General features: G+C 59.3%; 21 protein-coding genes. 1 reads left to right on the top strand and 20 read right to left on the bottom strand.

Annotated features, from left to right (window positions below):
• Positions 1–164: 164 nt before the first annotated feature.
• From glmU to ACGLHT_RS00885, 20 genes are all read right to left on the bottom strand, one after another.
• Entirely contained in the window at positions 165–1,532 is a 1,368-nt protein-coding gene (gene glmU / locus ACGLHT_RS00980) for a bifunctional UDP-N-acetylglucosamine diphosphorylase/glucosamine-1-phosphate N-acetyltransferase GlmU (protein WP_075046820.1), read from the bottom strand.
• A 121-nt stretch (positions 1,533–1,653) separates the two neighbouring features.
• Positions 1,654–2,073, bottom strand: coding sequence for a F0F1 ATP synthase subunit epsilon (locus tag ACGLHT_RS00975; RefSeq protein WP_003260039.1), 420 nt, complete (start codon positions 2,071–2,073; stop codon positions 1,654–1,656).
• Between the two features lie 43 nt (positions 2,074–2,116).
• Positions 2,117–3,493 carry a F0F1 ATP synthase subunit beta gene (gene atpD, locus ACGLHT_RS00970; RefSeq protein ID WP_013974904.1) on the bottom strand — a complete coding sequence of 459 codons (1,377 nt, stop codon included), beginning with the start codon at positions 3,491–3,493 and terminating at the stop codon, positions 2,117–2,119.
• Positions 3,494–3,520: 27 nt separating this feature from the next.
• A complete protein-coding gene (atpG, locus tag ACGLHT_RS00965) occupies positions 3,521–4,381 on the bottom strand; it encodes a F0F1 ATP synthase subunit gamma (protein WP_013974905.1) in 861 nt (286 codons plus the stop codon).
• 48 nt (positions 4,382–4,429) lie between these two features.
• A complete protein-coding gene (gene atpA / locus ACGLHT_RS00960; RefSeq protein WP_013974906.1) occupies positions 4,430–5,974 on the bottom strand; it encodes a F0F1 ATP synthase subunit alpha in 1,545 nt (514 codons plus the stop codon).
• Between the two features lie 21 nt (positions 5,975–5,995).
• Positions 5,996–6,532 carry a F0F1 ATP synthase subunit delta gene (locus ACGLHT_RS00955; protein ID WP_003260034.1) on the bottom strand — a complete coding sequence of 179 codons (537 nt, stop codon included), beginning with the start codon at positions 6,530–6,532 and terminating at the stop codon, positions 5,996–5,998.
• A gap of 12 nt (positions 6,533–6,544) precedes the next feature.
• The gene (locus ACGLHT_RS00950; protein ID WP_003260032.1) at positions 6,545–7,015 is read right to left on the bottom strand and encodes a F0F1 ATP synthase subunit B; all 471 of its coding nucleotides are present in this window, start codon (positions 7,013–7,015) and stop codon (positions 6,545–6,547) included.
• A gap of 56 nt (positions 7,016–7,071) precedes the next feature.
• A complete protein-coding gene (gene atpE, locus ACGLHT_RS00945; protein WP_003097235.1) occupies positions 7,072–7,329 on the bottom strand; it encodes a F0F1 ATP synthase subunit C in 258 nt (85 codons plus the stop codon).
• Between the two features lie 144 nt (positions 7,330–7,473).
• Positions 7,474–8,343 carry a F0F1 ATP synthase subunit A gene (gene atpB, locus ACGLHT_RS00940; protein ID WP_003260030.1) on the bottom strand — a complete coding sequence of 290 codons (870 nt, stop codon included), beginning with the start codon at positions 8,341–8,343 and terminating at the stop codon, positions 7,474–7,476.
• Between the two features lie 16 nt (positions 8,344–8,359).
• Entirely contained in the window at positions 8,360–8,767 is a 408-nt protein-coding gene (locus ACGLHT_RS00935; RefSeq protein ID WP_008092225.1) for a F0F1 ATP synthase subunit I, read from the bottom strand.
• Between the two features lie 149 nt (positions 8,768–8,916).
• Positions 8,917–9,789, bottom strand: a complete 873-nt coding sequence (locus ACGLHT_RS00930; RefSeq protein WP_075046821.1) for a ParB/RepB/Spo0J family partition protein — start codon at positions 9,787–9,789, stop codon at positions 8,917–8,919.
• A 9-nt stretch (positions 9,790–9,798) separates the two neighbouring features.
• Positions 9,799–10,590 carry a ParA family protein gene (locus tag ACGLHT_RS00925; protein WP_012274913.1) on the bottom strand — a complete coding sequence of 264 codons (792 nt, stop codon included), beginning with the start codon at positions 10,588–10,590 and terminating at the stop codon, positions 9,799–9,801.
• An 18-nt stretch (positions 10,591–10,608) separates the two neighbouring features.
• Positions 10,609–11,259: a 16S rRNA (guanine(527)-N(7))-methyltransferase RsmG gene (gene rsmG, locus ACGLHT_RS00920; protein WP_013970242.1), complete on the bottom strand. Its 651-nt coding sequence runs from the start codon at positions 11,257–11,259 to the stop codon at positions 10,609–10,611.
• Entirely contained in the window at positions 11,256–13,148 is a 1,893-nt protein-coding gene (gene mnmG, locus ACGLHT_RS00915) for a tRNA uridine-5-carboxymethylaminomethyl(34) synthesis enzyme MnmG (protein WP_274119887.1), read from the bottom strand. Before mnmG ends, rsmG begins: the two co-directional genes overlap by 4 nt.
• 635 nt (positions 13,149–13,783) lie before the next feature.
• Positions 13,784–15,154, bottom strand: a complete 1,371-nt coding sequence (gene mnmE / locus ACGLHT_RS00910; protein ID WP_075046822.1) for a tRNA uridine-5-carboxymethylaminomethyl(34) synthesis GTPase MnmE — start codon at positions 15,152–15,154, stop codon at positions 13,784–13,786.
• A gap of 88 nt (positions 15,155–15,242) precedes the next feature.
• Positions 15,243–16,925 carry a membrane protein insertase YidC gene (gene yidC / locus ACGLHT_RS00905; protein ID WP_025341164.1) on the bottom strand — a complete coding sequence of 561 codons (1,683 nt, stop codon included), beginning with the start codon at positions 16,923–16,925 and terminating at the stop codon, positions 15,243–15,245.
• Between the two features lie 2 nt (positions 16,926–16,927).
• Entirely contained in the window at positions 16,928–17,173 is a 246-nt protein-coding gene (gene yidD, locus ACGLHT_RS00900) for a membrane protein insertion efficiency factor YidD (protein WP_015268406.1), read from the bottom strand.
• Complete coding sequence (rnpA, locus tag ACGLHT_RS00895; protein WP_003253166.1) at positions 17,166–17,570, bottom strand: ribonuclease P protein component; 405 nt, start codon at positions 17,568–17,570, stop codon at positions 17,166–17,168. Before rnpA ends, yidD begins: the two co-directional genes overlap by 8 nt.
• 13 nt (positions 17,571–17,583) lie before the next feature.
• Positions 17,584–17,718, bottom strand: a complete 135-nt coding sequence (gene rpmH, locus ACGLHT_RS00890) for a 50S ribosomal protein L34 (protein ID WP_003253163.1) — start codon at positions 17,716–17,718, stop codon at positions 17,584–17,586.
• Between the two features lie 85 nt (positions 17,719–17,803).
• Positions 17,804–18,145, bottom strand: a complete 342-nt coding sequence (locus ACGLHT_RS00885; protein ID WP_274119888.1) for a hypothetical protein — start codon at positions 18,143–18,145, stop codon at positions 17,804–17,806.
• A 168-nt stretch (positions 18,146–18,313) separates the two neighbouring features.
• Here ACGLHT_RS00885 and dnaA point away from each other — a divergent pair, with 168 nt between their 5' ends.
• Positions 18,314–19,852: a chromosomal replication initiator protein DnaA gene (gene dnaA / locus ACGLHT_RS00880; RefSeq protein ID WP_025337171.1), complete on the top strand. Its 1,539-nt coding sequence runs from the start codon at positions 18,314–18,316 to the stop codon at positions 19,850–19,852.
• Positions 19,853–19,870: the final 18 nt, after the last annotated feature.

The raw sequence follows: 19,870 nt of genomic DNA, 5'->3' as shown, positions 1-19,870 counted from the left end.
CGCAAAGCGGCCCCAATCATTTCAAAGGTAACGCGAATATTGCCGGGGCTGCTTCGCAGCCCTTTCGCGACACAAGGCCGCTCCCACAAGTAACACCAAACGACCAAGAAAAAAGCCGACTTATTCACATAAGTCGGCTTTCGATCGAAACAGCTGTGTATAACTCAGCTCTTCTTGATCTTTTCCGGCCGCTTCCAACCCGAGATGTTGCGCTGCCGTGCACGAGCCACCGCCAGGTCGCCTGCCTCCACGGTCTGGGTGATGGTCGAACCGGCAGCAGTGGTCGCACCAGCCTTGATTTCCACAGGCGCTACCAACGAGTTGTTCGAGCCGATGAACACGTCCTCGCCCATCACGGTCTTGAACTTGTTGGCGCCATCGTAATTGCAGGTGATGGTGCCGGCGCCGATGTTGGTGCGCGCACCGATTTCGGCATCGCCCAGATAGGTGAGGTGACCGGCCTTGGCACCTTCCCCGAGGTGGGCGTTTTTCAGTTCGACGAAGTTACCCACATGGGCCTTGGCGTCCAGCACACTGCCCGGGCGCAGGCGGGCGAACGGGCCGGCATCGCTGCCCTCGCCCATCACGGCGCCTTCGAGGTGGCTGTTGGCCTTGACCACTGCGCCTTTGCGCAGGGTGGTGTTCTTGATCACGCAGTTAGGGCCGATCTGCACATCATCCTCGATGACCACCTTGCCTTCGAGAATCACGTTGATGTCGATCAGCACGTCACGGCCAACGGTCACTTCACCGCGGACATCGAAGCGCGCCGGGTCGCGCAGGGTCACACCCTGGGCCATCAGGCGACGGCCTTCGCGCAACTGGTAGTGGCGCTCCAGCTCCGACAACTGGCGGCGGTCGTTGGCACCTTGCACTTCCATCGGGTCGTGCGGCTGTTCGGTAGCCACCACCAGGCCATCGGCCACAGCCATGGCGATGACGTCGGTCAGGTAATACTCGCCCTGAGCGTTGTTGTTCGATAGGCGGCCCATCCAGTCGGCCAGGCGCGCGGCTGGCAGGGCCAGAATACCGGTGTTGCCTTCCTTGATCGCTTTCTGCGCTTCGTTGGCGTCCTTGTGCTCAACGATGGCGGTCACCTTGCCCTGCTCGTCACGCACGATGCGGCCATAGCCGGTCGGGTCGTCGAGGGTAACCGTGAGCAGGCCCAGTTGCTGCTCGTTGGCCTTGGCCAGCAGACGCTGCAGGGTTTCCACTTCGATCAACGGCACATCACCGTACAGCACCAGCACGGTTTCGGCGGTCAAGGCCGGTAGTGCCTGGGCAACCGCATGACCGGTACCCAGCTGCTTGTCCTGCATGACGAAGTTCAGGTCGTCGGCGGCCAGGCGCTCTCGAACCAACTCGGCACCATGGCCAATGACCACATGAATACCTTGCGGCTGCAACTGGCGCGCGCTGTGGATAACATGGCCGAGCATGGAGTTGCCGGCTACCGGGTGCAGCACCTTGGGCAGCGCCGAGCGCATGCGGGTGCCTTGGCCGGCGGCGAGAATAACGATATCGAGTGACATTACTGGCTACCAATCCTGGGTGGTCAGTGAAATGACCGGGGGGAAAAATCAGAAAAAGAAAAAGGGTAGCCGAGGCTACCCTTTTACTCAATCGCTACAGAAGTTATCAGCCGAGGGCCGATTACTTGCCTCTGCGCATTTGCTGGACGGTACGCAGCTGAGCTGCGGCCTCGGCCAGACGTGCGGCGGCGGCGCCGTAGTCGAAGTCCGCGCCTTTCAGATTCAGGGCGTTCTCGGCAGCCTTGAGGGCTTCCTGAGCCTGAGCTTCATCCAGGTCTGCAGCACGTTGCACGGTATCGGCAAGCACCTTGACCATGTTCGGCTGAACCTCGAGGAAACCACCAGAGATGTAGAACACCTCTTGGGCGCCACCCTGCTTGGTCAGCGTGATCGGACCAGGCTTGAGATTGGTGATCAGCGGCGCGTGACCCGGAGCGATACCAAGATCACCCAGGTTACCGTGCGCAACTACCATCTCGACCAGGCCGGAGAAGATCTCTCCTTCCGCGCTGACGATATCGCAATGGACTGTCATAGCCATCTGCTTGCCTCAACCTGATAGCGCCCCTTGCGGGGCGCAGGAATTACAGTTTCTTGGCTTTCTCGATCGCTTCGTCGATGCTGCCGACCATGTAGAACGCTTGTTCTGGCAGGTGGTCGTAGTCACCTTTGAGGATGCCGCTGAAGCCAGCGATGGTGTCTTTCAGGGAAACGTACTTGCCTGGCGAACCGGTGAAGACTTCGGCCACGAAGAACGGCTGCGACAGGAAGCGCTGGATCTTACGAGCGCGGGCTACCAGTTGCTTGTCGGCTTCGGACAGTTCGTCCATACCCAGGATCGCGATGATGTCCTTCAGCTCTTTGTAGCGCTGCAGAACATACTGAACGCCACGAGCGGTCTCGTAGTGCTCGTTGCCGATCACGTTCGGGTCCAGCTGGCGCGAAGTCGAGTCCAGTGGGTCGACCGCTGGGTAGATACCCAGGGAGGCGATGTCACGGGACAGAACGACGGTGGCGTCCAAGTGGGCGAAGGTGGTCGCAGGCGACGGGTCGGTCAAGTCGTCCGCAGGTACGTATACGGCCTGAACGGAGGTGATCGAACCTTCCTTGGTGGAGGTGATACGCTCTTGCAGAACGCCCATCTCTTCAGCCAGGGTCGGCTGGTAACCTACTGCCGAAGGCATACGGCCCAGCAGTGCGGATACTTCGGTACCGGCCAGGGTGTAACGATAGATGTTGTCGACGAACAGCAGAACGTCGTTACCTTCGTCACGGAACTTCTCGGCCATGGTCAGGCCGGTCAGCGCTACGCGCAGACGGTTTCCTGGTGGCTCGTTCATCTGACCGTAGACCAGCGCTACCTTGTCGAGAACGTTGGAGTCCTTCATCTCGTGGTAGAAGTCGTTACCCTCACGAGTACGCTCACCCACACCAGCGAACACGGAGTAACCGCTGTGTTCCATGGCGATGTTACGGATCAGTTCCATCATGTTTACGGTCTTGCCGACACCGGCACCACCGAACAGACCAACCTTACCACCCTTGGCGAACGGGCAAACCAGGTCGATAACCTTGATGCCGGTTTCCAGCAGGTCGTTGCCGCCTGCCTGGTCAGCGAACGAAGGCGCTGGCTGGTGGATACCGCGACGCTCTTCTTCGCCGATCGGGCCGGCCTCGTCGATCGGGTTGCCCAGTACGTCCATGATACGGCCCAGGGTGGCCTTACCAACAGGAACGGAAATGGCAGCGCCGGAGTCAACGACTTCCAGACCGCGCTTCAGGCCTTCGGTCGAGCCCATCGCAATGGTACGAACCACGCCGTCGCCCAGCTGCTGCTGAACTTCCAGGGTGGTTTCCGCGCCTTGTACTTTCAGCGCGTTGTAAACACTCGGCACGACGTCACGTGGGAATTCCACGTCGATGACGGCGCCGATGATTTGAACGATACGTCCGCTACTCATAGCTGGATCCTCTGAATATTTGAACCGTTAAACCGCGGCAGCGCCGCCGACGATTTCCGAGATCTCCTGGGTGATCGCAGCCTGACGCGCCTTGTTGTAGATCAACTGAAGCTCTTTGATCAAATCACCGGCGTTGTCTGTGGCGTTCTTCATGGCGATCATCCGGGCCGCTTGTTCAGCAGCGTTGTTCTCGACCACCGCCTGGTACACCTGCGACTCCACGTAACGCACCATCAAGCCGTCCAGCAGCTCTTTTGCGTCGGGTTCGTACAGGTAGTCCCAGTGATGCTTGAGATCCTGATCCGGGGTTGCCACCAACGGTACCAATTGCTCGACCGTTGGCTTCTGGGTCATGGTGTTGATGAACTTGTTCGAAACCACCGAGAGGCGATCGATACGGCCGTCCAGGTAGGCGTCCAGCATTACTTTGACGGAGCCGATCAGATCGTTGATCGATGGCTCTTCGCCCAAGTGGCTGATCGCGGCTACGACGTTGCCGCCAAAGATGCGGAAGAAAGTCGCACCCTTGCTGCCGATCACGCACAGGTCGATTTCCACGCCCTGTTCGCGGTTTTCGTTCATGTCCTTGACCAGGGCCTTGAACAGGTTGGTGTTCAAGCCACCGCACAGACCACGGTCGCTGCTCACCACGATATAACCGGCGCGCTTTACAGGGCGCTCGATCATGAACGGGTGGCGGTATTCCGGGTTGGCGTTGGCCAGATGACCGATCACCTGGCGGATACGCTCCGCGTAAGGACGGCTAGCAGCCATGCGCATTTGTGCCTTGCGCATCTTGCTGACCGCCACTTTCTCCATGGCGCTGGTAATTTTTTGCGTGCTTTTGATGCTCGCAATCTTACTGCGAATCTCTTTTGCGCCTGCCATGTATCACCTATCAGGTTAGCAAGCGGGGGCCTGAGCCCCCGCTGCGGCTTACCAGGTCTGGGTGGCCTTGAACTTCTCGATACCGGCTTTCAGGCCTGCGTCGATTTCGTCGTTGAAGTCACCCTTCACGTTGATCTTCGCCATCAGTTCAGCGTGATCACGGTTGAAGAAGGCGATCAGTGCTTGCTCGAAGCTACCGATCTTGGAGACTTCTACGTCAGTCAGGAAGCCACGCTCAGCGGCGTACAGCGACAGGGCCATGTCCGCGATGGACATCGGCGCGTACTGCTTCTGCTTCATCAGCTCGGTAACGCGCTGACCATGCTCCAGCTGCTTGCGGGTCGCTTCGTCCAGATCGGAAGCGAACTGGGCGAATGCAGCCAGTTCACGGTACTGAGCCAGAGCGGTACGGATACCACCGGACAGCTTCTTGATGATCTTGGTCTGAGCGGCACCACCTACGCGGGATACCGAAACACCGGCGTTCACTGCAGGGCGGATGCCCGAGTTGAACATGGCCGATTCCAGGAAGATCTGACCGTCGGTGATGGAAATCACGTTGGTCGGGACGAACGCGGAAACGTCGCCAGCCTGGGTTTCGATGATCGGCAGGGCGGTCAGGGAACCGGTTTTGCCAGTCACAGCACCGTTGGTGAACTTCTCGACGTACTCTTCCGAAACGCGCGATGCACGCTCCAGCAGACGGGAGTGGAGATAGAACACGTCACCTGGGTACGCTTCACGTCCTGGTGGACGGCGCAGCAGCAGGGAGATCTGACGGTAGGCAACAGCCTGCTTGGACAGGTCATCGTAAACGATCAGGGCGTCTTCACCGCGGTCACGGAAGAACTCGCCCATGGTGCAGCCGGCGTATGGCGCCAGGAACTGCAGTGCGGCGGATTCCGAAGCACTGGCAACGACCACGATGGTGTTGGCCAGGGCACCGGCTTCTTCCAGCTTGCGAACGATGTTGGCAACGGTGGAACGCTTCTGGCCGACAGCAACATAAACACAGAAAATACCGGAGTCTTTCTGGTTGATGATGGCGTCGATGGCCATGGCGGTCTTGCCGATCTGACGGTCACCGATGATCAGCTCGCGCTGGCCACGGCCGACAGGGATCATGGCGTCGACGGACTTGTAGCCAGTCTGTACAGGCTGGTCTACCGACTTACGCCAGATCACGCCTGGAGCGACCTTTTCGACCGCGTCGGTTTCGGTGGTGGTCAGAGGACCTTTGCCATCGATCGGGTTACCCAGAGCGTCGACGACGCGGCCCAGCAGGCCTTTGCCGACCGGAACTTCCAGGATGCGACCGGTGCACTTGGCGCTCATGCCTTCGGCGAGGGTGTCATAGGCACCCAGGATCACTGCACCTACGGAGTCTTGCTCCAGGTTCAGGGCCATGCCGAATACGCTGCCAGGGAACTCGATCATTTCGCCGTACATGACGTCGGCCAGACCGTGGATCCGCACGATACCGTCGGATACCGAAACAACGGTACCTTCGTTACGGGCTTGGGAGCTCACATCGAGGTTGTCGATGCGGCCCTTGATGATTTCACTAATTTCGGAAGGATTGAGTTGCTGCATTGCTCTGCTGCCCCTTCAAACTCAAGATTTCAATGCTTCGGCCAGTTTCGCGATTTTGCCGCGAACAGAGCCATCGATTACCAGGTCACCAGCGCGGATGACGACGCCGCCAATCAGGCTGGCATCCTCCGACGCGTGCAGGCGCACTTCCTGGCCTAACCGTGCACTGAGAACCTTGGCGAGTTTGTCTTGCTGTTCTTGGTTCAACGCGAAGGCACTGGTGACTTCCACGTCCACGGATTTCTCTTGCTCGGCCTTGTACAGGTCGAACAGGGCGGCAATCTCCGGCAGAAGCAGGAGACGGTCGTTTTCCGCGGCAACATGAATGAAATTCCGTGCCTGTGCATTGAACTTGTCACCGCACACGTCAATGAACGTGGCGGCCTTTTCTGCGCTCGTCAGTCGCGGGGCCTTGAGCAGGCGCTGCATGGTGTCGTCTTGCGACACCGCAGCAGCCAGGCCGAGCATGGCTGACCAATTGGCCAGTTGCTGATGGGCCTGGGCATGCTCAAAGGCAGCCTTAGCGTAAGGTCGGGCCAACGTGGTCAGTTCTGCCATGATCGCCCTCGCTTAAATTTCAGCGGCCAGTTTGTTAACCAGCTCCGCATGCGCGTTTTGATCGATTGTGGCGCCAAGGATCTTTTCAGCACCACCAACGGCCAGGGCACCCACTTGGGCACGCAGGGCGTCTTTAGCGCTGTTCAGTTCCTGTTCGATCTCGGCCAGAGCCTGAGCTTTCACACGGTCAGCTTCGACGCGGGCCTGATCACGGGCTTCCTCGACAAGCTGAGCAGCGCGTTTCTTGCTTTGCTCGATGATTTCGGCTGCCTGTGCTTTAGCTTCACGCAGTTGCTGACCCGCTTTCTCTTGGGCCAGCTCCAGGTCGCGAGCTGCGCGGTTGGCAGCGTCCAAGCCGTCGGCAATCTTCTTTTGGCGCTCTTGCAGGGCAGTGATGACCGGAGGCCATACATACTTCATGCAGAAGAGTACAAAAATCAGAAAAGCAACGGATTGGCCAATCAGGGTTGCATTAATGTTCACGCCAACACCTCGCTCGGTCTTAATTCATACAGCCATCAACTCGTGGTGACGAGTGATTAGCCGGCGATCTGACCAACGAACGGATTCGCGAAGGTGAAGAACAGAGCGATACCAACACCGATCATGGTTACGGCGTCGAGCAGACCGGCAACGATGAACATTTTAACCTGCAGCATCGGAACCATTTCTGGTTGACGAGCAGCGCCTTCCAGGAACTTGCCGCCCAGCAGGCCGAAACCAATGGCGGTACCCAGAGCACCCAGGCCGATCAGCAGAGCAACAGCGATAGCGGTCAGACCAACTACAGTTTCCATCTTTCCTCCCGACTTTTACGTCGTATTGGTTAGGTTTTTAGTTTGAAGCGGTAAAACAAATCGTTTGGTACAGCATGCCCTTGCGGACTTTTTAAGCCCTCCCCCCGAACAGGCGGGGAAGGCTATCAGACACGCCAGGCGGTCTTAATGGTTATCTTCGTGGGCCATCGACAGGTAGACGATGGTCAGCATCATGAAGATGAAAGCTTGCAGGGTGATGATCAGGATGTGGAACACAGCCCACGCCCATTGCAGCACCACACCCAGGCCGCTGAGCCACAGCAGGCCGGAGCCGAACATTACAGCGATCAGGATGAACACCAGTTCGCCGGCATACATGTTGCCGAACAGACGCAGTGCCAGCGAGATCGGCTTGGCGATCAGGGTGACGAATTCCAGCAGGAAGTTGACCGGAATCAGCAGGATCTGAACGAAGATGTTCTTGCTGCCGAACGGGTGCAGGGTCAGCTCACCGATGAAGCCGCCCAGGCCCTTGACCTTGATGCTGTAGAAGATGATCAGGGCGAACACGCAGAAGGCCATGGCCAGGGTCGCGTTCGGGTCGGTGGTCGACACGGCGCGGAACGGAATGTGCGGGTCACCGGAGATCAGGATGGCCAGCTGAGGAATCCAGTCGACCGGTACCAGGTCGACGGCGTTCATCAGGAATACCCAGACGAAAATGGTCAGCGCCAGCGGAGCGATTACCGGGCTACGGCCGTGGAAGGAGTCCTTCACGCTGCCGTTGACGAAGTCCACCATCACTTCTACGAAGTTCTGCAGGCCGCCAGGTTGGCCGGAAGTCGCCTTCTTGGCCGCCATGCGGAAGATGAACAGGAAGATCAGACCCAGCGCGACGGACCAACCCAGGGTGTCCAGGTGGAACGCCCAGAAGCCCATTGCCTTGGCTTCTGCAGCCGAATGGGCGAAGCCCCAGCTGCCGTCTGGTAGTTGACCGTAGGTCAGGTTCTGCAAGTGGTGCTGGATATAGCCCGAAGCGGTTTCTGCTGCCATGGTTGCCTCAAACGCCCTAAGGTCTCGAAAGTCTTTTATTCATCAGCAGGGGCGCGAACCAGCTGACCAAAAGGGTCAACACGAAGACGCCGAATACTGCTAACGGCGCCAGTGGCTTCACTCCTGCGAAGGTCAGTGCAAAAAGCACTGCCGTCAAAATCATCTTGCCTGCCTCGCCAGCGTAGAACGACTTGACGATGGCTTGTGCCGCCCGGGCCCCGCTGAAGCGAAAGGCCTTCCAGGCGAAATACACATTGGGTAGCCAGGCAATCAAACCTCCGCAAAGGCCTGAATATCCACTGACCGCCCCTTTCCACTGCCACAACACCAACGTTGCCAGCAGCAGTACGACGAATTGAGCCAGCAGTACCGGGAAAACCGCCCAGCGATGGAAAGGCAGGCGGTTTGGCGTGCGGATTTCCATCACAACTGCTCCTCGGAAGTCGACCAGCAAGTCAGTTATGACTTGGCATAATTTGTGCCGACAAAATGCGCGCAGAGTATAGGGGTGGATTAACCCCTATTCAACTATTCGGTAGTGATTTCCGACTGCGCGCTACAACGGGAATTGTTTCAGCGGATGTGAGCAAGCACGCCTTGCAACTCGTCAAGCGAGTTGTAGCGAATAACCAATTGGCCTTTGCCCTTGTTGCCATGGCGGATCTGCACGGCCGAGCCCAGGCGCTCTGCGAGCCGCTGTTCAAGGCGTGCGATATCCGGATCAGGTTTGCTCGGTTCGACCGGATCAGGTTTGTCGCTGAGCCACTGACGAACCAGTGCCTCGGTTTGGCGCACGGTGAGGCCACGTGCGACAACATGACGCGCCCCCTCTTCCTGGCGGTGTTCTTCCAGGCCGAGCAATGCACGGGCGTGGCCCATCTCCAGGTCGCCATGGGCGAGCATGGTCTTGATCGCGTCAGGCAGGGTGATCAGGCGCAGCAGGTTGGCCACGGTCACCCGCGACTTGCCCACGGCATCGGCCACCTGTTGCTGGGTGAGCTCGAACTCTTGCTGCAGGCGCTGCAGGGCCAGGGCCTCTTCCAGCGGGTTGAGGTCTTCGCGCTGGATGTTCTCGATCAGCGCCATGGCGATGGCGGCTTCGTCGGGCACTTCGCGGACCATCGCCGGGATCTTGTCCAGGCCAGCCTGCTGGGTGGCGCGCCAGCGGCGCTCACCGGCGATGATCTCGAAGCGGTTGCCATCGATCGGGCGCACCACGATCGGTTGCATCACGCCATGGTTGCGAATCGAGTGCGCGAGCTCTTCCAGCGCCTCCGGGTCCATGTCCCGGCGCGGCTGGTACTTGCCACGCTGGATCAGCTCGACCGGCAGGTGTTGCAGTTCTTTCTGGTCGATCTTCACAGCCTGCTCTTCGAGCGCGCTGACGGAAGGACCACTGAGCAGTGCATCCAACCCACGTCCGAGACCCCGTTTCTTGACGGCCATACGGATTCCTTAAGTTGTTTGTGCAGTGCGTGATTGACGGCGTTGACGGCGTACCAGTTCCCCGGCCAGGGCCAGATAAGCCAGCGCGCCTCGCGATTGCTTGTCGTAGGCCAGGGCCGGCATGCCGAAGCTCGGGGCCTCGGCCAGGCGAATGTTGCGCGGAATGACCGTGTCGTACAGCTGCGGGCCAAAGTGCTCCTTCAGCTGCGCCGAGACATCGTTGTTCAGGCTCAGGCGCGGATCGTACATGGTCCGCAGCAGGCCCTCGATCTTCAGCTCCGGGTTCAACCGGGCGGCGATGCGCTTGATGTTATCCACAAGGTCGCTGAGACCTTCCAGTGCGTAGTACTCGCACTGCATCGGGATGATCACGCCATCGGAGGCGACCAGGGCGTTGAGCGTGAGCATCGACAGCGACGGAGGGCAGTCGATGAGGATGTAGTCGTAGTTCTCGCGAATCGGCGCCAGGGCGTTGCGCAGGCGGCTCTCCTTGACCTGCATTTCCAGCAGCACCACTTCGGCGGCGGTCAGGTCACGGTTGGCCGGCAGCAACTGGAAACCACCGTGCTCGGAGTAATGCATGGCCTGGGCCAGGTCGCATTCCCCGATCAACAGGTCGTAGACCGAGTGCTCGAGCTCGTGCTTGTCCACACCGCTGCCCATGGTGGCGTTGCCCTGCGGATCGAGGTCGATCAGCAGCACACGACGCTTGGTCGCGGCCAGCGAGGCGGCGAGATTGATACAGGTGGTTGTCTTGCCCACACCACCTTTCTGGTTCGCGATTGCGAATACCTTAGCCATTGTTGCGTGTGTTCCCAGTCATGCCTTGCGGCGCAGTATCAGCAGATGGCGCTGGCCCTGGCAACCTGGAACGGTCAGGGCCTGCTCGCTTTCCACTGTGAAGTCTGCGGGCAATGCTACCAGTTCATCGGCAGGATGCAGCCCCTTCATTGCAAGCCATTGCGTCCCGGTGTCGCCCAGGTGGCGGGTCCAGTTGGTGAAGTTCTCCATGCTGCTGAAGGCGCGGGAGATGATTCCGCTGAACGGTTGTGTCGGCTGGAAGGCTTCGACCCGACTGTGGATAACCGTGAGGTTGTCCAGCTTGAGCTCCATTTTCACCTGGGTCAGGAAGCGGGTCTTCTTGCCATTGGCGTCCAGCACCGTCACGCGCTTGTGCGGATGCAGGATAGCCAATGGGATACCGGGCATGCCACCGCCACTGCCGACATCCAGCCAGTTGTCACGCTCGCTGTGGATAAACGGCATGACACTGAGGCTGTCGAGCAGGTGACGCGACACCATCTCGTCGGGGTCGCGCACGGCGGTTAGGTTGTAGGCTTTGTTCCATTTGATCAACAGGGCCAGGTAGCCGAGCAGCTTTTCGTGATGCTCGGCGCTCAGCTCGACACCGAGCTGGCGCGCACCTGTGGACAACTCTTCAGCGTGTTGCGGGGTGACCAGGGAACTCAAGCGCTTTGCTCCAATTCGCGGCCAGCGCCGCGTTTTTTCAAGTGAATCAGCAACAGGGAAATCGCCGCCGGGGTCACGCCCGGGATACGCGAAGCCTGACCCAGGGTTTCCGGTCGGGTCTGGCCCAGCTTGCCCTGGATTTCCTTGGACAGGCCGGAAATCGTCGAGTAATCGATATCCACAGGCAGGCGGGTGTCTTCGCTGGCGCGCAGACGTGCGATTTCATCCTGCTGGCGGTCGATGTAGCCGGCGTACTTGGTGCGGATTTCGACCTGCTCGGCGACCTGTGGATCGATCGCTTCGCCGCCGGTTGCCTCGATCAGCCCGGCGTAGTCGATTTCCGGGCGCGCCAGCAGGTTGAGCAGGCTGTATTCGTGGCTGAGCGGGGTACCGAACTTATCCACAATGGCCTGGCCTTGCTCGGTGTTCGGGCGTACCCAGGTCGACTTCAGGCGCTGCTCCTCGCGTTCGATGCCGTCGCGCTTGGCGCAGAAGGCGGCCCAACGCTGGTCGTCGATCAGGCCGAGTTCGCGGCCCTTTTCGGTCAGGCGCAGGTCGGCGTTGTCTTCGCGCAGGATCAGGCGGTACTCGGCACGCGAAGTGAACATGCGGTACGGCTCCTGGGTACCCAGGGTAATCAGGTCGTCGACCAGTACGCCGATGTACGCCTCGTCGCGGCGCGGGCACCAGCTGTCTCGGCCCTGCGCCCGCAGGGCCGCGTTGGTCCCGGCCAGCAAACCCTGGGCGCCGGCTTCTTCGTAACCGGTGGTGCCGTTGATCTGGCCGGCGAAGAACAAACCGCCGATGACTTTGGTCTCGAGGCTGTACTTGAGGTCGCGCGGGTCGAAGTAGTCGTATTCGATGGCATAGCCCGGGCGAACGATGTGGGCGTTCTCCATGCCGGGGATCGACCGCACCAGCTCCAGCTGCACGTCGAACGGCAGCGAAGTGGAAATACCGTTGGGGTACAGCTCATGGGTGGTCAGGCCTTCCGGCTCGATGAACACCTGGTGGCTTTCCTTGTCGGCGAAGCGGTGGATCTTGTCTTCGATCGACGGGCAGTAGCGCGGGCCGACACCTTCGATGACACCCGAGTACATCGGCGAACGGTCGAGGTTCGAGGCGATGATCTCGTGGGTGCGCGCATTGGTGTGGGTGATCCAGCAGCTCACCTGGCGCGGGTGCATCTGGGCATTGCCCATGAACGACATCACCGGAATCGGCGTATCGCCTGGCTGCTCGGTCATCACCGAGAAGTCCACCGAGCGGCCGTCGATGCGTGGCGGGGTACCGGTTTTCAGGCGGCCGACGCGCAGCGGCAGTTCACGCATGCGGTGGGCCAGGGCAATCGAAGGCGGATCGCCGGCGCGACCACCGGAATGGTTTTGCAAACCAATGTGGATAAGCCCGCCGAGGAAGGTACCGGTGGTCAGTACCACCGATTCGGCGAAGAAACGCAGGCCCATCTGGGTCACCACGCCTTTGACCTGGTCCTGCTCGACGATCAGGTCGTCGCAGGACTGCTGGAATATCCACAGGTTCGGCTGGTTTTCCAGGATTTCACGCACCACTGCCTTGTAGATGGCGCGGTCGGCCTGTGCACGGGTGGCGCGTACGGCCGGGCCCTTGCGGTTGTTCAGAACGCGGAACTGGATGCCGCTCTTGTCGGTGGCCAGCGCCATGGCGCCGCCGAGGGCATCGATCTCTTTGACCAGATGGCTTTTGCCAATACCGCCAATGGCGGGGTTGCAGCTCATGTGACCGAGGGTTTCCACGTTATGGGTCAGCAGCAGGGTTTTCACACCCATGCGTGCAGACGCAAGCGCAGCCTCGGTACCGGCATGGCCGCCGCCGATGACGATCACTTCAAAACGGGAAGGGAAATCCACCACGCACCTCGTGCCTGTTTTTGCGAATAGAGAAGGTAAGCGGACAAGTATAGGGACTTCACCCCCTGTAAAGAAACCGTCTGAGCAAATTTTGACCAGTCTGTGGATGAGTGGCAGCCAACAGAAATCAAAGAGGAAAAATTTAAAAAAGCTTTGTTTTTATGTTTATTCTTATGCACAAGCTTCTCTGTGGATAAGGTTATGTAGGCCTTTATTCATGCCGTGTAGAGAAAAATTAAACCCTGTGGCTGGAGTACCATGAGGGCTATGGATAACACGATTTAGCCTGTGGATTAAATGGCTGTTTACCCACAAGCGGGTTTGTCCTCAGAAAAAAAGCCTGCTTATCAACGGAGCTGAAGGCAAGTTTTCCACAGGGCTCCTGCGCCCCGTAGTCAGCCTGAGATTGAAAAAATCCTCGAGCTGGCGGCCAGATACGGACAAGGTGGGAGCGGGCGAGCCCGCGAATGCGTCGGTACAGCCACACAGACTCAGGGCTGGTAAGGGCCTCTTCGCGGGCACGCCCGCTCCCACTGGTACTCGGTTCGCCTGAACACAGTCATCTGTTGCAAAGAATTTGAGGCAAAAAAAAGCCGCTCCCGAAGGAGCGGCTCTTGGTTTTGCCTGGCTGTGAGTTACTTGCCGATGCAGAAGCTGGAGAAAATCCGCCCCAGCAGGTCATCAGAGCTGAATGCCCCGGTAATCTCCCCCAGGGCCTGCTGCGCCTGCCGCAGGTCTTCCGCCAACAGCTCACCCGCGCCAGCCAGGGTCAGTTGTGCACGGCCATGTTCCAGGTGCTCACTGGCCTGGCGCAGGGCATCCAGATGGCGCCGGCGAGCGCTGAAACCACTCTCCGCCGTCTGTTCATAACCCATGCAGGCCTTCAGGTGGTCACGCAGCAACTGCAGCCCTGCATCGTCCCCTTTGGCACTGAGGGTGATCGTTACATGGCCGTCATCGCACTGTTCCAGCGCTACCCGCTCACCACTAAGATCGGCCTTGTTCCGAATCAGCGTCACCTTGGCCGGGTCTGGCCGCTGGTCGAGAAATTCTGGCCACAGGGCGAACGGGTCGCTGGCCTCGGGCGCGGTGGAATCCACCACCAACAACACCCGGTCGGCCTCGCCAATAGCCTTCAGCGCACGTTCCACGCCGATCTTTTCCACATGGTCATCGGTGTCGCGCAGGCCCGCAGTATCGACCACGTGCAGCGGCATGCCGTCAATATGGATATGTTCGCGCAGGATGTCCCGCGTGGTGCCGGCAATATCGGTGACGATGGCCGCTTCCCGCCCGGCCAGCTGGTTCAGCAGGCTCGACTTGCCGGCATTCGGCCGACCGGCGATGACCACGGTCATGCCGTCACGCAGCAAGGCACCCTGCCCGGCTTCCCGCTGCACTGTGGACAACTCGCCGCGAACGTTATCGAGCATCGAAAGTACATGGCCATCAGCGAGGAAGTCGATTTCTTCCTCGGGGAAGTCGATCGCCGCCTCGACGTAGATGCGCAGGGCTATCAGTGCTTCGGTCAGGCTGTGCACGCGCTTGGAGAACTCGCCCTGCAGCGAACGCAGTGCGTTGCGCGCAGCCTGGCTGGAACTGGCTTCGATCAGGTCGGCAATGGCTTCGGCCTGGGCCAGGTCGAGCTTGTCATTGAGGAATGCACGTTCGCTGAACTCACCTGGGCGAGCCAGCCGGCAGCCAACCTGTACACAGCGCTGCAGCAGCATATCCAGCACCACCGGGCCACCATGGCCCTGCAGTTCCAGCACGTCCTCGCCGGTGAACGAATTCGGCCCAGGGAAGAACAGCGCGATCCCTTCGTCCAGCACCAGGCCTTCCTCGTCGCGGAACGGGCCGTAATGGGCGTGGCGCGGGGTAAGCGTACGGCCGGTGATCAACTGGCCGGCCTTGGCAGCCAGAGGGCCGGACAACCTGACAATACCCACACCGCCGCGGCCTTGGGCGGTGGCGATGGCGGCGATGGTTTCACGCACAGTGTTCATGCTCGAAAGCCTCTACGACAAAAACGACAGATAGCAAAAACGCCCCACTAGGGGGCGTTTTTTATTCACAGGCTAGCGCAGTAGCCTGTCAAGCAGCAGCTTTTTTGCTGGCTGCTTCGATGCTGCGGGTGATGTACCACTGCTGTGCGATCGACAGGCAGTTGTTCACAACCCAGTACAGCACCAGACCAGCCGGGAACCACAGGAAGAAGAAGGTGAAGATGATCGGCATCATTTTCATCACCTTGGCCTGCATCGGATCCGGCGGCGTCGGGTTCAGGCGCTGCTGGATGAACATGGTGGCGCCCATGATGATCGGCAGGATGAAGAACGGATCCTTGATCGACAGGTCGGTAATCCACAGCATCCATGGAGCCTGGCGCATTTCCACGCTTTCCAGCAGTACCCAGTACAGGGCCAGGAACACTGGCATCTGCACCAGGATCGGCAGGCAGCCGCCCAACGGGTTGATCTTCTCTTTCTTGTACAGCTCCATCATCGCCTGGGACATCTTCTGGCGATCGTCACCGAAGCGCTCCTTCAGTGCAGCGAGCTTCGGCGCAACGGCACGCATGCGCGCCATCGAACGGTAGCTGGCAGCCGACAGCGGGAAGAACAGGCCTTTGATCAGCATGGTCAGCACGATGATCGACCAGCCCCAGTTACCCAGCAGGCTGTGGATATGTTGCAGCAGCCAGAAGATCGGCTGGGCGATGAACCACAGGAAGCCGTAGTCGACAGTCAGTTCCAGGCCTGGGGACAACTCTTTCAGCTTGGACTGGATTTTCGGGCCGGCGTACAGCATGGCGCTGGTTTCGACCTTGCCGCCAGCAGGCACGCTGATGGCCGGGCCGGTATAGCCGATGATGTAGTTGCCCTGGCTGTCCTTGCGGGTCTGAACAACGTTGTTGTCCGACTTGGCCGGAATCCAGGCGGTCACGAAGTAGTGCTGCAGCCAGGCAACCCAGCCGCCGGACACATTTTCTTTCAAACTACCTTTGTCGATGTCCTTCATCGAGACCTTTTTGTAAGGCTCGGAAGCAGTCCACAGGGCAGCGCCCAGGTAGGTGGCGGTGCCGGTGGCAGTGCTCGACGACGGATCGGAGCTGGCGTCACGCTTGAGCTGGGCAAACATGTTGCCGCTCCAGGCCTGACCGCTCTGGTTGTCGATCAGGTAGCTGACGGTCAGGTCGTACTCGCCGCGCTTGAAGCTGAAGCGCTTGATGTAGTTGACGCCGTTGTCGCTGAACTTCAGGTCGACCACCAGTTGTTCCTGGCCATCGGCCAGCTGGTAACCCTTCTTGTCGGTAGCGTACAGGGGGCGACCGGCAGGACGGGCATCCGGACCGTTGACGCCGGTCAGGCCGCTTTGTGCCAGGTAGACACGCTCGCCACCGTTGTCGAACAGCTGGAACGGAATGTCCGGGTGGTCCTGGCGACGTGGGTACTGCGGCAGGTTCAGCTGGACGATGTCACCACCGACCGGATCGATAGCCAGCTCCAGAACATCGGTCTTGACCCGGATCAGGTCCTTGCTGACCGCAACCGGTGCCAGTTCGGCTGCGCTGGTTTCGGCGTTGGCGCTTGGCACATCGGCGCTGGCGCCGGCGTTACCGGCCGGTACGCCATCCGGCAAACCCGGGGCAACGGTGCTGGCAGCAGTATTCTGAGTCGGCAGGGCAGCCTGGCCGTAGTCCTGGTTCCACTTGAGGACCATGACGTAGGACACGATTGCCAGGGCGACGATCAGGATCGTGCGTTTAATATCCATGATTACTCGGCTATCGAAGAAGTTCGGGAGGAAGGAGCGGGAGGAACGGGATCGAAACCGCCGTCGTTCCACGGATGACAACGCCCCAGGCGACGAACGGCTAGCCACCCACCACGCCAGAGGCCGTGGTTTTCGATGGCTTCATAAGCGTAACAGGAGCAACTGGGGAAGAAACGACAGTGGTTGGCCATCAGAGGACTAATGGCGTAACGGTAAAACTGGATCGGAACGAGCGCCAGTTTACGCATCTTGGCTGTCTACCCCTGCGGAATTGGCGGTCACTGCTGGAGTGGGCCGGCTGCGCGCCAGGCGTTTCCAGAGTTTGCCAAAGTGTTGGTGCAATTCCGGGTTTTCTATCTCACCCAATCCCTTGCGCGCGACGATCACAATGTCCAACCCGGCAAGCAATTGCTGGTTCAGGCGAAAGGAATCGCGCATCAAGCGCTTGAGGCGGTTGCGTTGAACGGCGAGCTTGACGCTCTTCTTGCCGATCACCAGGCCAAGGCGTGGGTGATCGAGGCCGTTCTCGCGAGCAAGGATCAGCAGGTTTTTCCCTGGAACCTTGCCGGTTGGGGAGTCGAAGACCGCTTTGAAATGTCGGGGTGTAAGCAGTCGCTTTTCCCGACTGAAGTCCTGACTCACCACCTGTGCCGAAAAATCAAATGGCCAGACGCTTACGGCCTTTGGCACGACGACGCGACAGAACAGCGCGGCCGTTCTTGGTAGCCATACGGGCACGGAAGCCGTGGGTGCGCGCGCGCTTGATGGTGCTTGGTTGGAAAGTACGTTTCATGGCGTGTTACCTGGTTTGTCGACGACGGGCCGGGATGGCCCCCTTTTTAAGAGACCGGCGATTCTAGAGAAAGCAAGCCCGTAGGTCAATTTCCAACCAGTCTTTCCATATAGAGCACGTGATGGACGGTGCGTGCTTGTCCATCCCCGAAGGGTGCTTGATCGGACACACGAATTGGGGACAACATGAAAAAAAAGAAGAGACATATAAAAAGCTTTTCTGAAGAATCTATAAATCTTAAGTGGATAACCTTCTGTGGATAACCTGCTTTAGGCCAGAAAATCCGGACTGTACAGAGTTTTATAACTGTGTTCTCAACCGGTGCTGCGCTTGTTTTATTCGTGGTCAAAAGCTGTGGATTAAATAGCCGCTTATCCACAGCAGAGTTATCAACAGGCTTGACCTCAGGGTTGTGCATAGCGCTCATGGCTGCTTATCCACAGGGCTTATTCACAGTGCGAAGAAGCCGTTTTGGTCGATAAATGGCTGTTTTGTCATGGTTCCTAACGTGTCCACATGTGGATAACTGAACGCTCGACCGGTACAATGGCGGTTTGTTTTTGCCTCATCCGGCTTTCAAACTCAGGGGATATCCGTGTCAGTGGAACTTTGGCAGCAGTGCGTGGAGCTTCTGCGCGATGAACTGCCTGCCCAGCAATTCAACACCTGGATCCGTCCGCTACAGGTCGAAGCCGAAGGCGACGAGTTGCGCGTCTATGCGCCTAACCGTTTCGTTCTCGATTGGGTCAATGAAAAGTACCTGGGTCGTTTGCTCGAGCTGTTGGGCGAAAACGGCAGCGGCATAGCGCCTGCCCTTTCCTTGTTGATCGGCAGCCGTCGCAGCTCTGCGCCACGTGCCGCACCCAACGCGCCAGTAAGTGCTGCGGTGGCCGCCTCGCTGGCCCAGACCCAGGCCCAGAGCCAGACACAGAAGGCAGTGCCGGCAGCGGTCGAACCCGTCGCCGTGGCGGCTGCCGAGCCTGTGCTGGTCGATGAACTGGCCGAGCCATCCTCGCGTGACAGCTTCGATGCCATGGCCGAGCCGGCTTCAGCGTCGGCCGGCAGTGCCCGGACCGAACAGCGCACCGTGCAGGTTGAAGGTGCGCTCAAACACACCAGTTACCTGAACCGCACCTTCACGTTCGACACCTTCGTCGAAGGTAAGTCGAACCAGCTGGCGCGCGCGGCTGCCTGGCAGGTGGCAGACAACCCCAAGCATGGTTACAACCCGCTCTTCCTTTATGGTGGTGTGGGCCTGGGTAAAACCCACCTCATGCATGCTGTGGGTAACCACCTGCTGAAGAAGAACCCGAACGCCAAGGTCGTGTACCTGCATTCGGAGCGCTTCGTCGCGGACATGGTCAAGGCGCTGCAGCTCAACGCCATCAACGAATTCAAGCGTTTCTACCGCTCGGTGGATGCGTTGCTGATCGACGATATCCAGTTCTTTGCCCGTAAAGAGCGCTCGCAGGAAGAGTTTTTCCACACCTTCAACGCCCTGCTCGAGGGTGGTCAGCAGGTAATCCTCACCTCTGACCGCTACCCCAAGGAGATCGAAGGCCTGGAAGAGCGTCTGAAGTCGCGCTTTGGTTGGGGCCTGACGGTTGCCGTCGAGCCACCAGAGCTGGAAACCCGCGTGGCGATCCTGATGAAGAAGGCCGACCAGGCCAAGGTCGAACTACCGCATGACGCGGCCTTCTTCATTGCCCAGCGCATCCGTTCCAACGTCCGTGAACTGGAAGGCGCATTGAAGCGGGTTATCGCTCACTCGCACTTCATGGGCCGCGACATCACCATCGAACTGATTCGTGAGTCGCTCAAGGACCTGCTGGCGCTCCAGGACAAACTGGTCAGTGTGGATAACATTCAGCGCACCGTCGCCGAGTACTACAAGATCAAGATCTCCGATCTGTTGTCCAAGCGTCGTTCGCGTTCCGTGGCGCGTCCACGCCAGGTGGCCATGGCCTTGTCCAAGGAACTGACCAACCACAGTCTGCCGGAAATCGGCGACATGTTCGGTGGTCGCGACCATACGACCGTGCTGCACGCCTGCCGCAAGATCAACGAACTGAAGGAATCCGACGCGGACATCCGCGAGGACTACAAGAACCTGCTGCGGACGCTGACGACCTGATGGCCGTCTGCGCAGCTA

This window comes from Pseudomonas sp. PsB (genome assembly GCF_043658375.1).
GTDB lineage: Bacteria > Pseudomonadota > Gammaproteobacteria > Pseudomonadales > Pseudomonadaceae > Aquipseudomonas > Aquipseudomonas putida_Z.
The sequence above is the reverse complement of the archived record's forward strand: the minus strand, read 5'-3'. Positions and strand labels throughout refer to the sequence as shown.

Bases quoted from the DNA above. Each gene is read 5' to 3' on its own strand.
- glmU (WP_075046820.1), bottom strand. From the start codon at position 1,532: ATGTCACTCGATATCGTTATTCTCGCCGCCGGCCAAGGCACCCGCATG.
- ACGLHT_RS00975 (WP_003260039.1), bottom strand. From the start codon at position 2,073: ATGGCTATGACAGTCCATTGCGATATCGTCAGCGCGGAAGGAGAGATC.
- atpD (WP_013974904.1), bottom strand. From the start codon at position 3,493: ATGAGTAGCGGACGTATCGTTCAAATCATCGGCGCCGTCATCGACGTG.
- atpG (WP_013974905.1), bottom strand. From the start codon at position 4,381: ATGGCAGGCGCAAAAGAGATTCGCAGTAAGATTGCGAGCATCAAAAGC.
- atpA (WP_013974906.1), bottom strand. From the start codon at position 5,974: ATGCAGCAACTCAATCCTTCCGAAATTAGTGAAATCATCAAGGGCCGC.
- ACGLHT_RS00955 (WP_003260034.1), bottom strand. From the start codon at position 6,532: ATGGCAGAACTGACCACGTTGGCCCGACCTTACGCTAAGGCTGCCTTT.
- atpE (WP_003097235.1), bottom strand. From the start codon at position 7,329: ATGGAAACTGTAGTTGGTCTGACCGCTATCGCTGTTGCTCTGCTGATC.
- atpB (WP_003260030.1), bottom strand. From the start codon at position 8,343: ATGGCAGCAGAAACCGCTTCGGGCTATATCCAGCACCACTTGCAGAAC.
- ACGLHT_RS00935 (WP_008092225.1), bottom strand. From the start codon at position 8,767: ATGGAAATCCGCACGCCAAACCGCCTGCCTTTCCATCGCTGGGCGGTT.
- ACGLHT_RS00930 (WP_075046821.1), bottom strand. From the start codon at position 9,789: ATGGCCGTCAAGAAACGGGGTCTCGGACGTGGGTTGGATGCACTGCTC.
- ACGLHT_RS00925 (WP_012274913.1), bottom strand. From the start codon at position 10,590: ATGGCTAAGGTATTCGCAATCGCGAACCAGAAAGGTGGTGTGGGCAAG.
- mnmE (WP_075046822.1), bottom strand. From the start codon at position 15,154: ATGAACACTGTGCGTGAAACCATCGCCGCCATCGCCACCGCCCAAGGC.
- yidC (WP_025341164.1), bottom strand. From the start codon at position 16,925: ATGGATATTAAACGCACGATCCTGATCGTCGCCCTGGCAATCGTGTCC.
- yidD (WP_015268406.1), bottom strand. From the start codon at position 17,173: ATGCGTAAACTGGCGCTCGTTCCGATCCAGTTTTACCGTTACGCCATT.
- rpmH (WP_003253163.1), bottom strand. From the start codon at position 17,718: ATGAAACGTACTTTCCAACCAAGCACCATCAAGCGCGCGCGCACCCAC.
- ACGLHT_RS00885 (WP_274119888.1), bottom strand. From the start codon at position 18,145: ATGAGCGCTATGCACAACCCTGAGGTCAAGCCTGTTGATAACTCTGCT.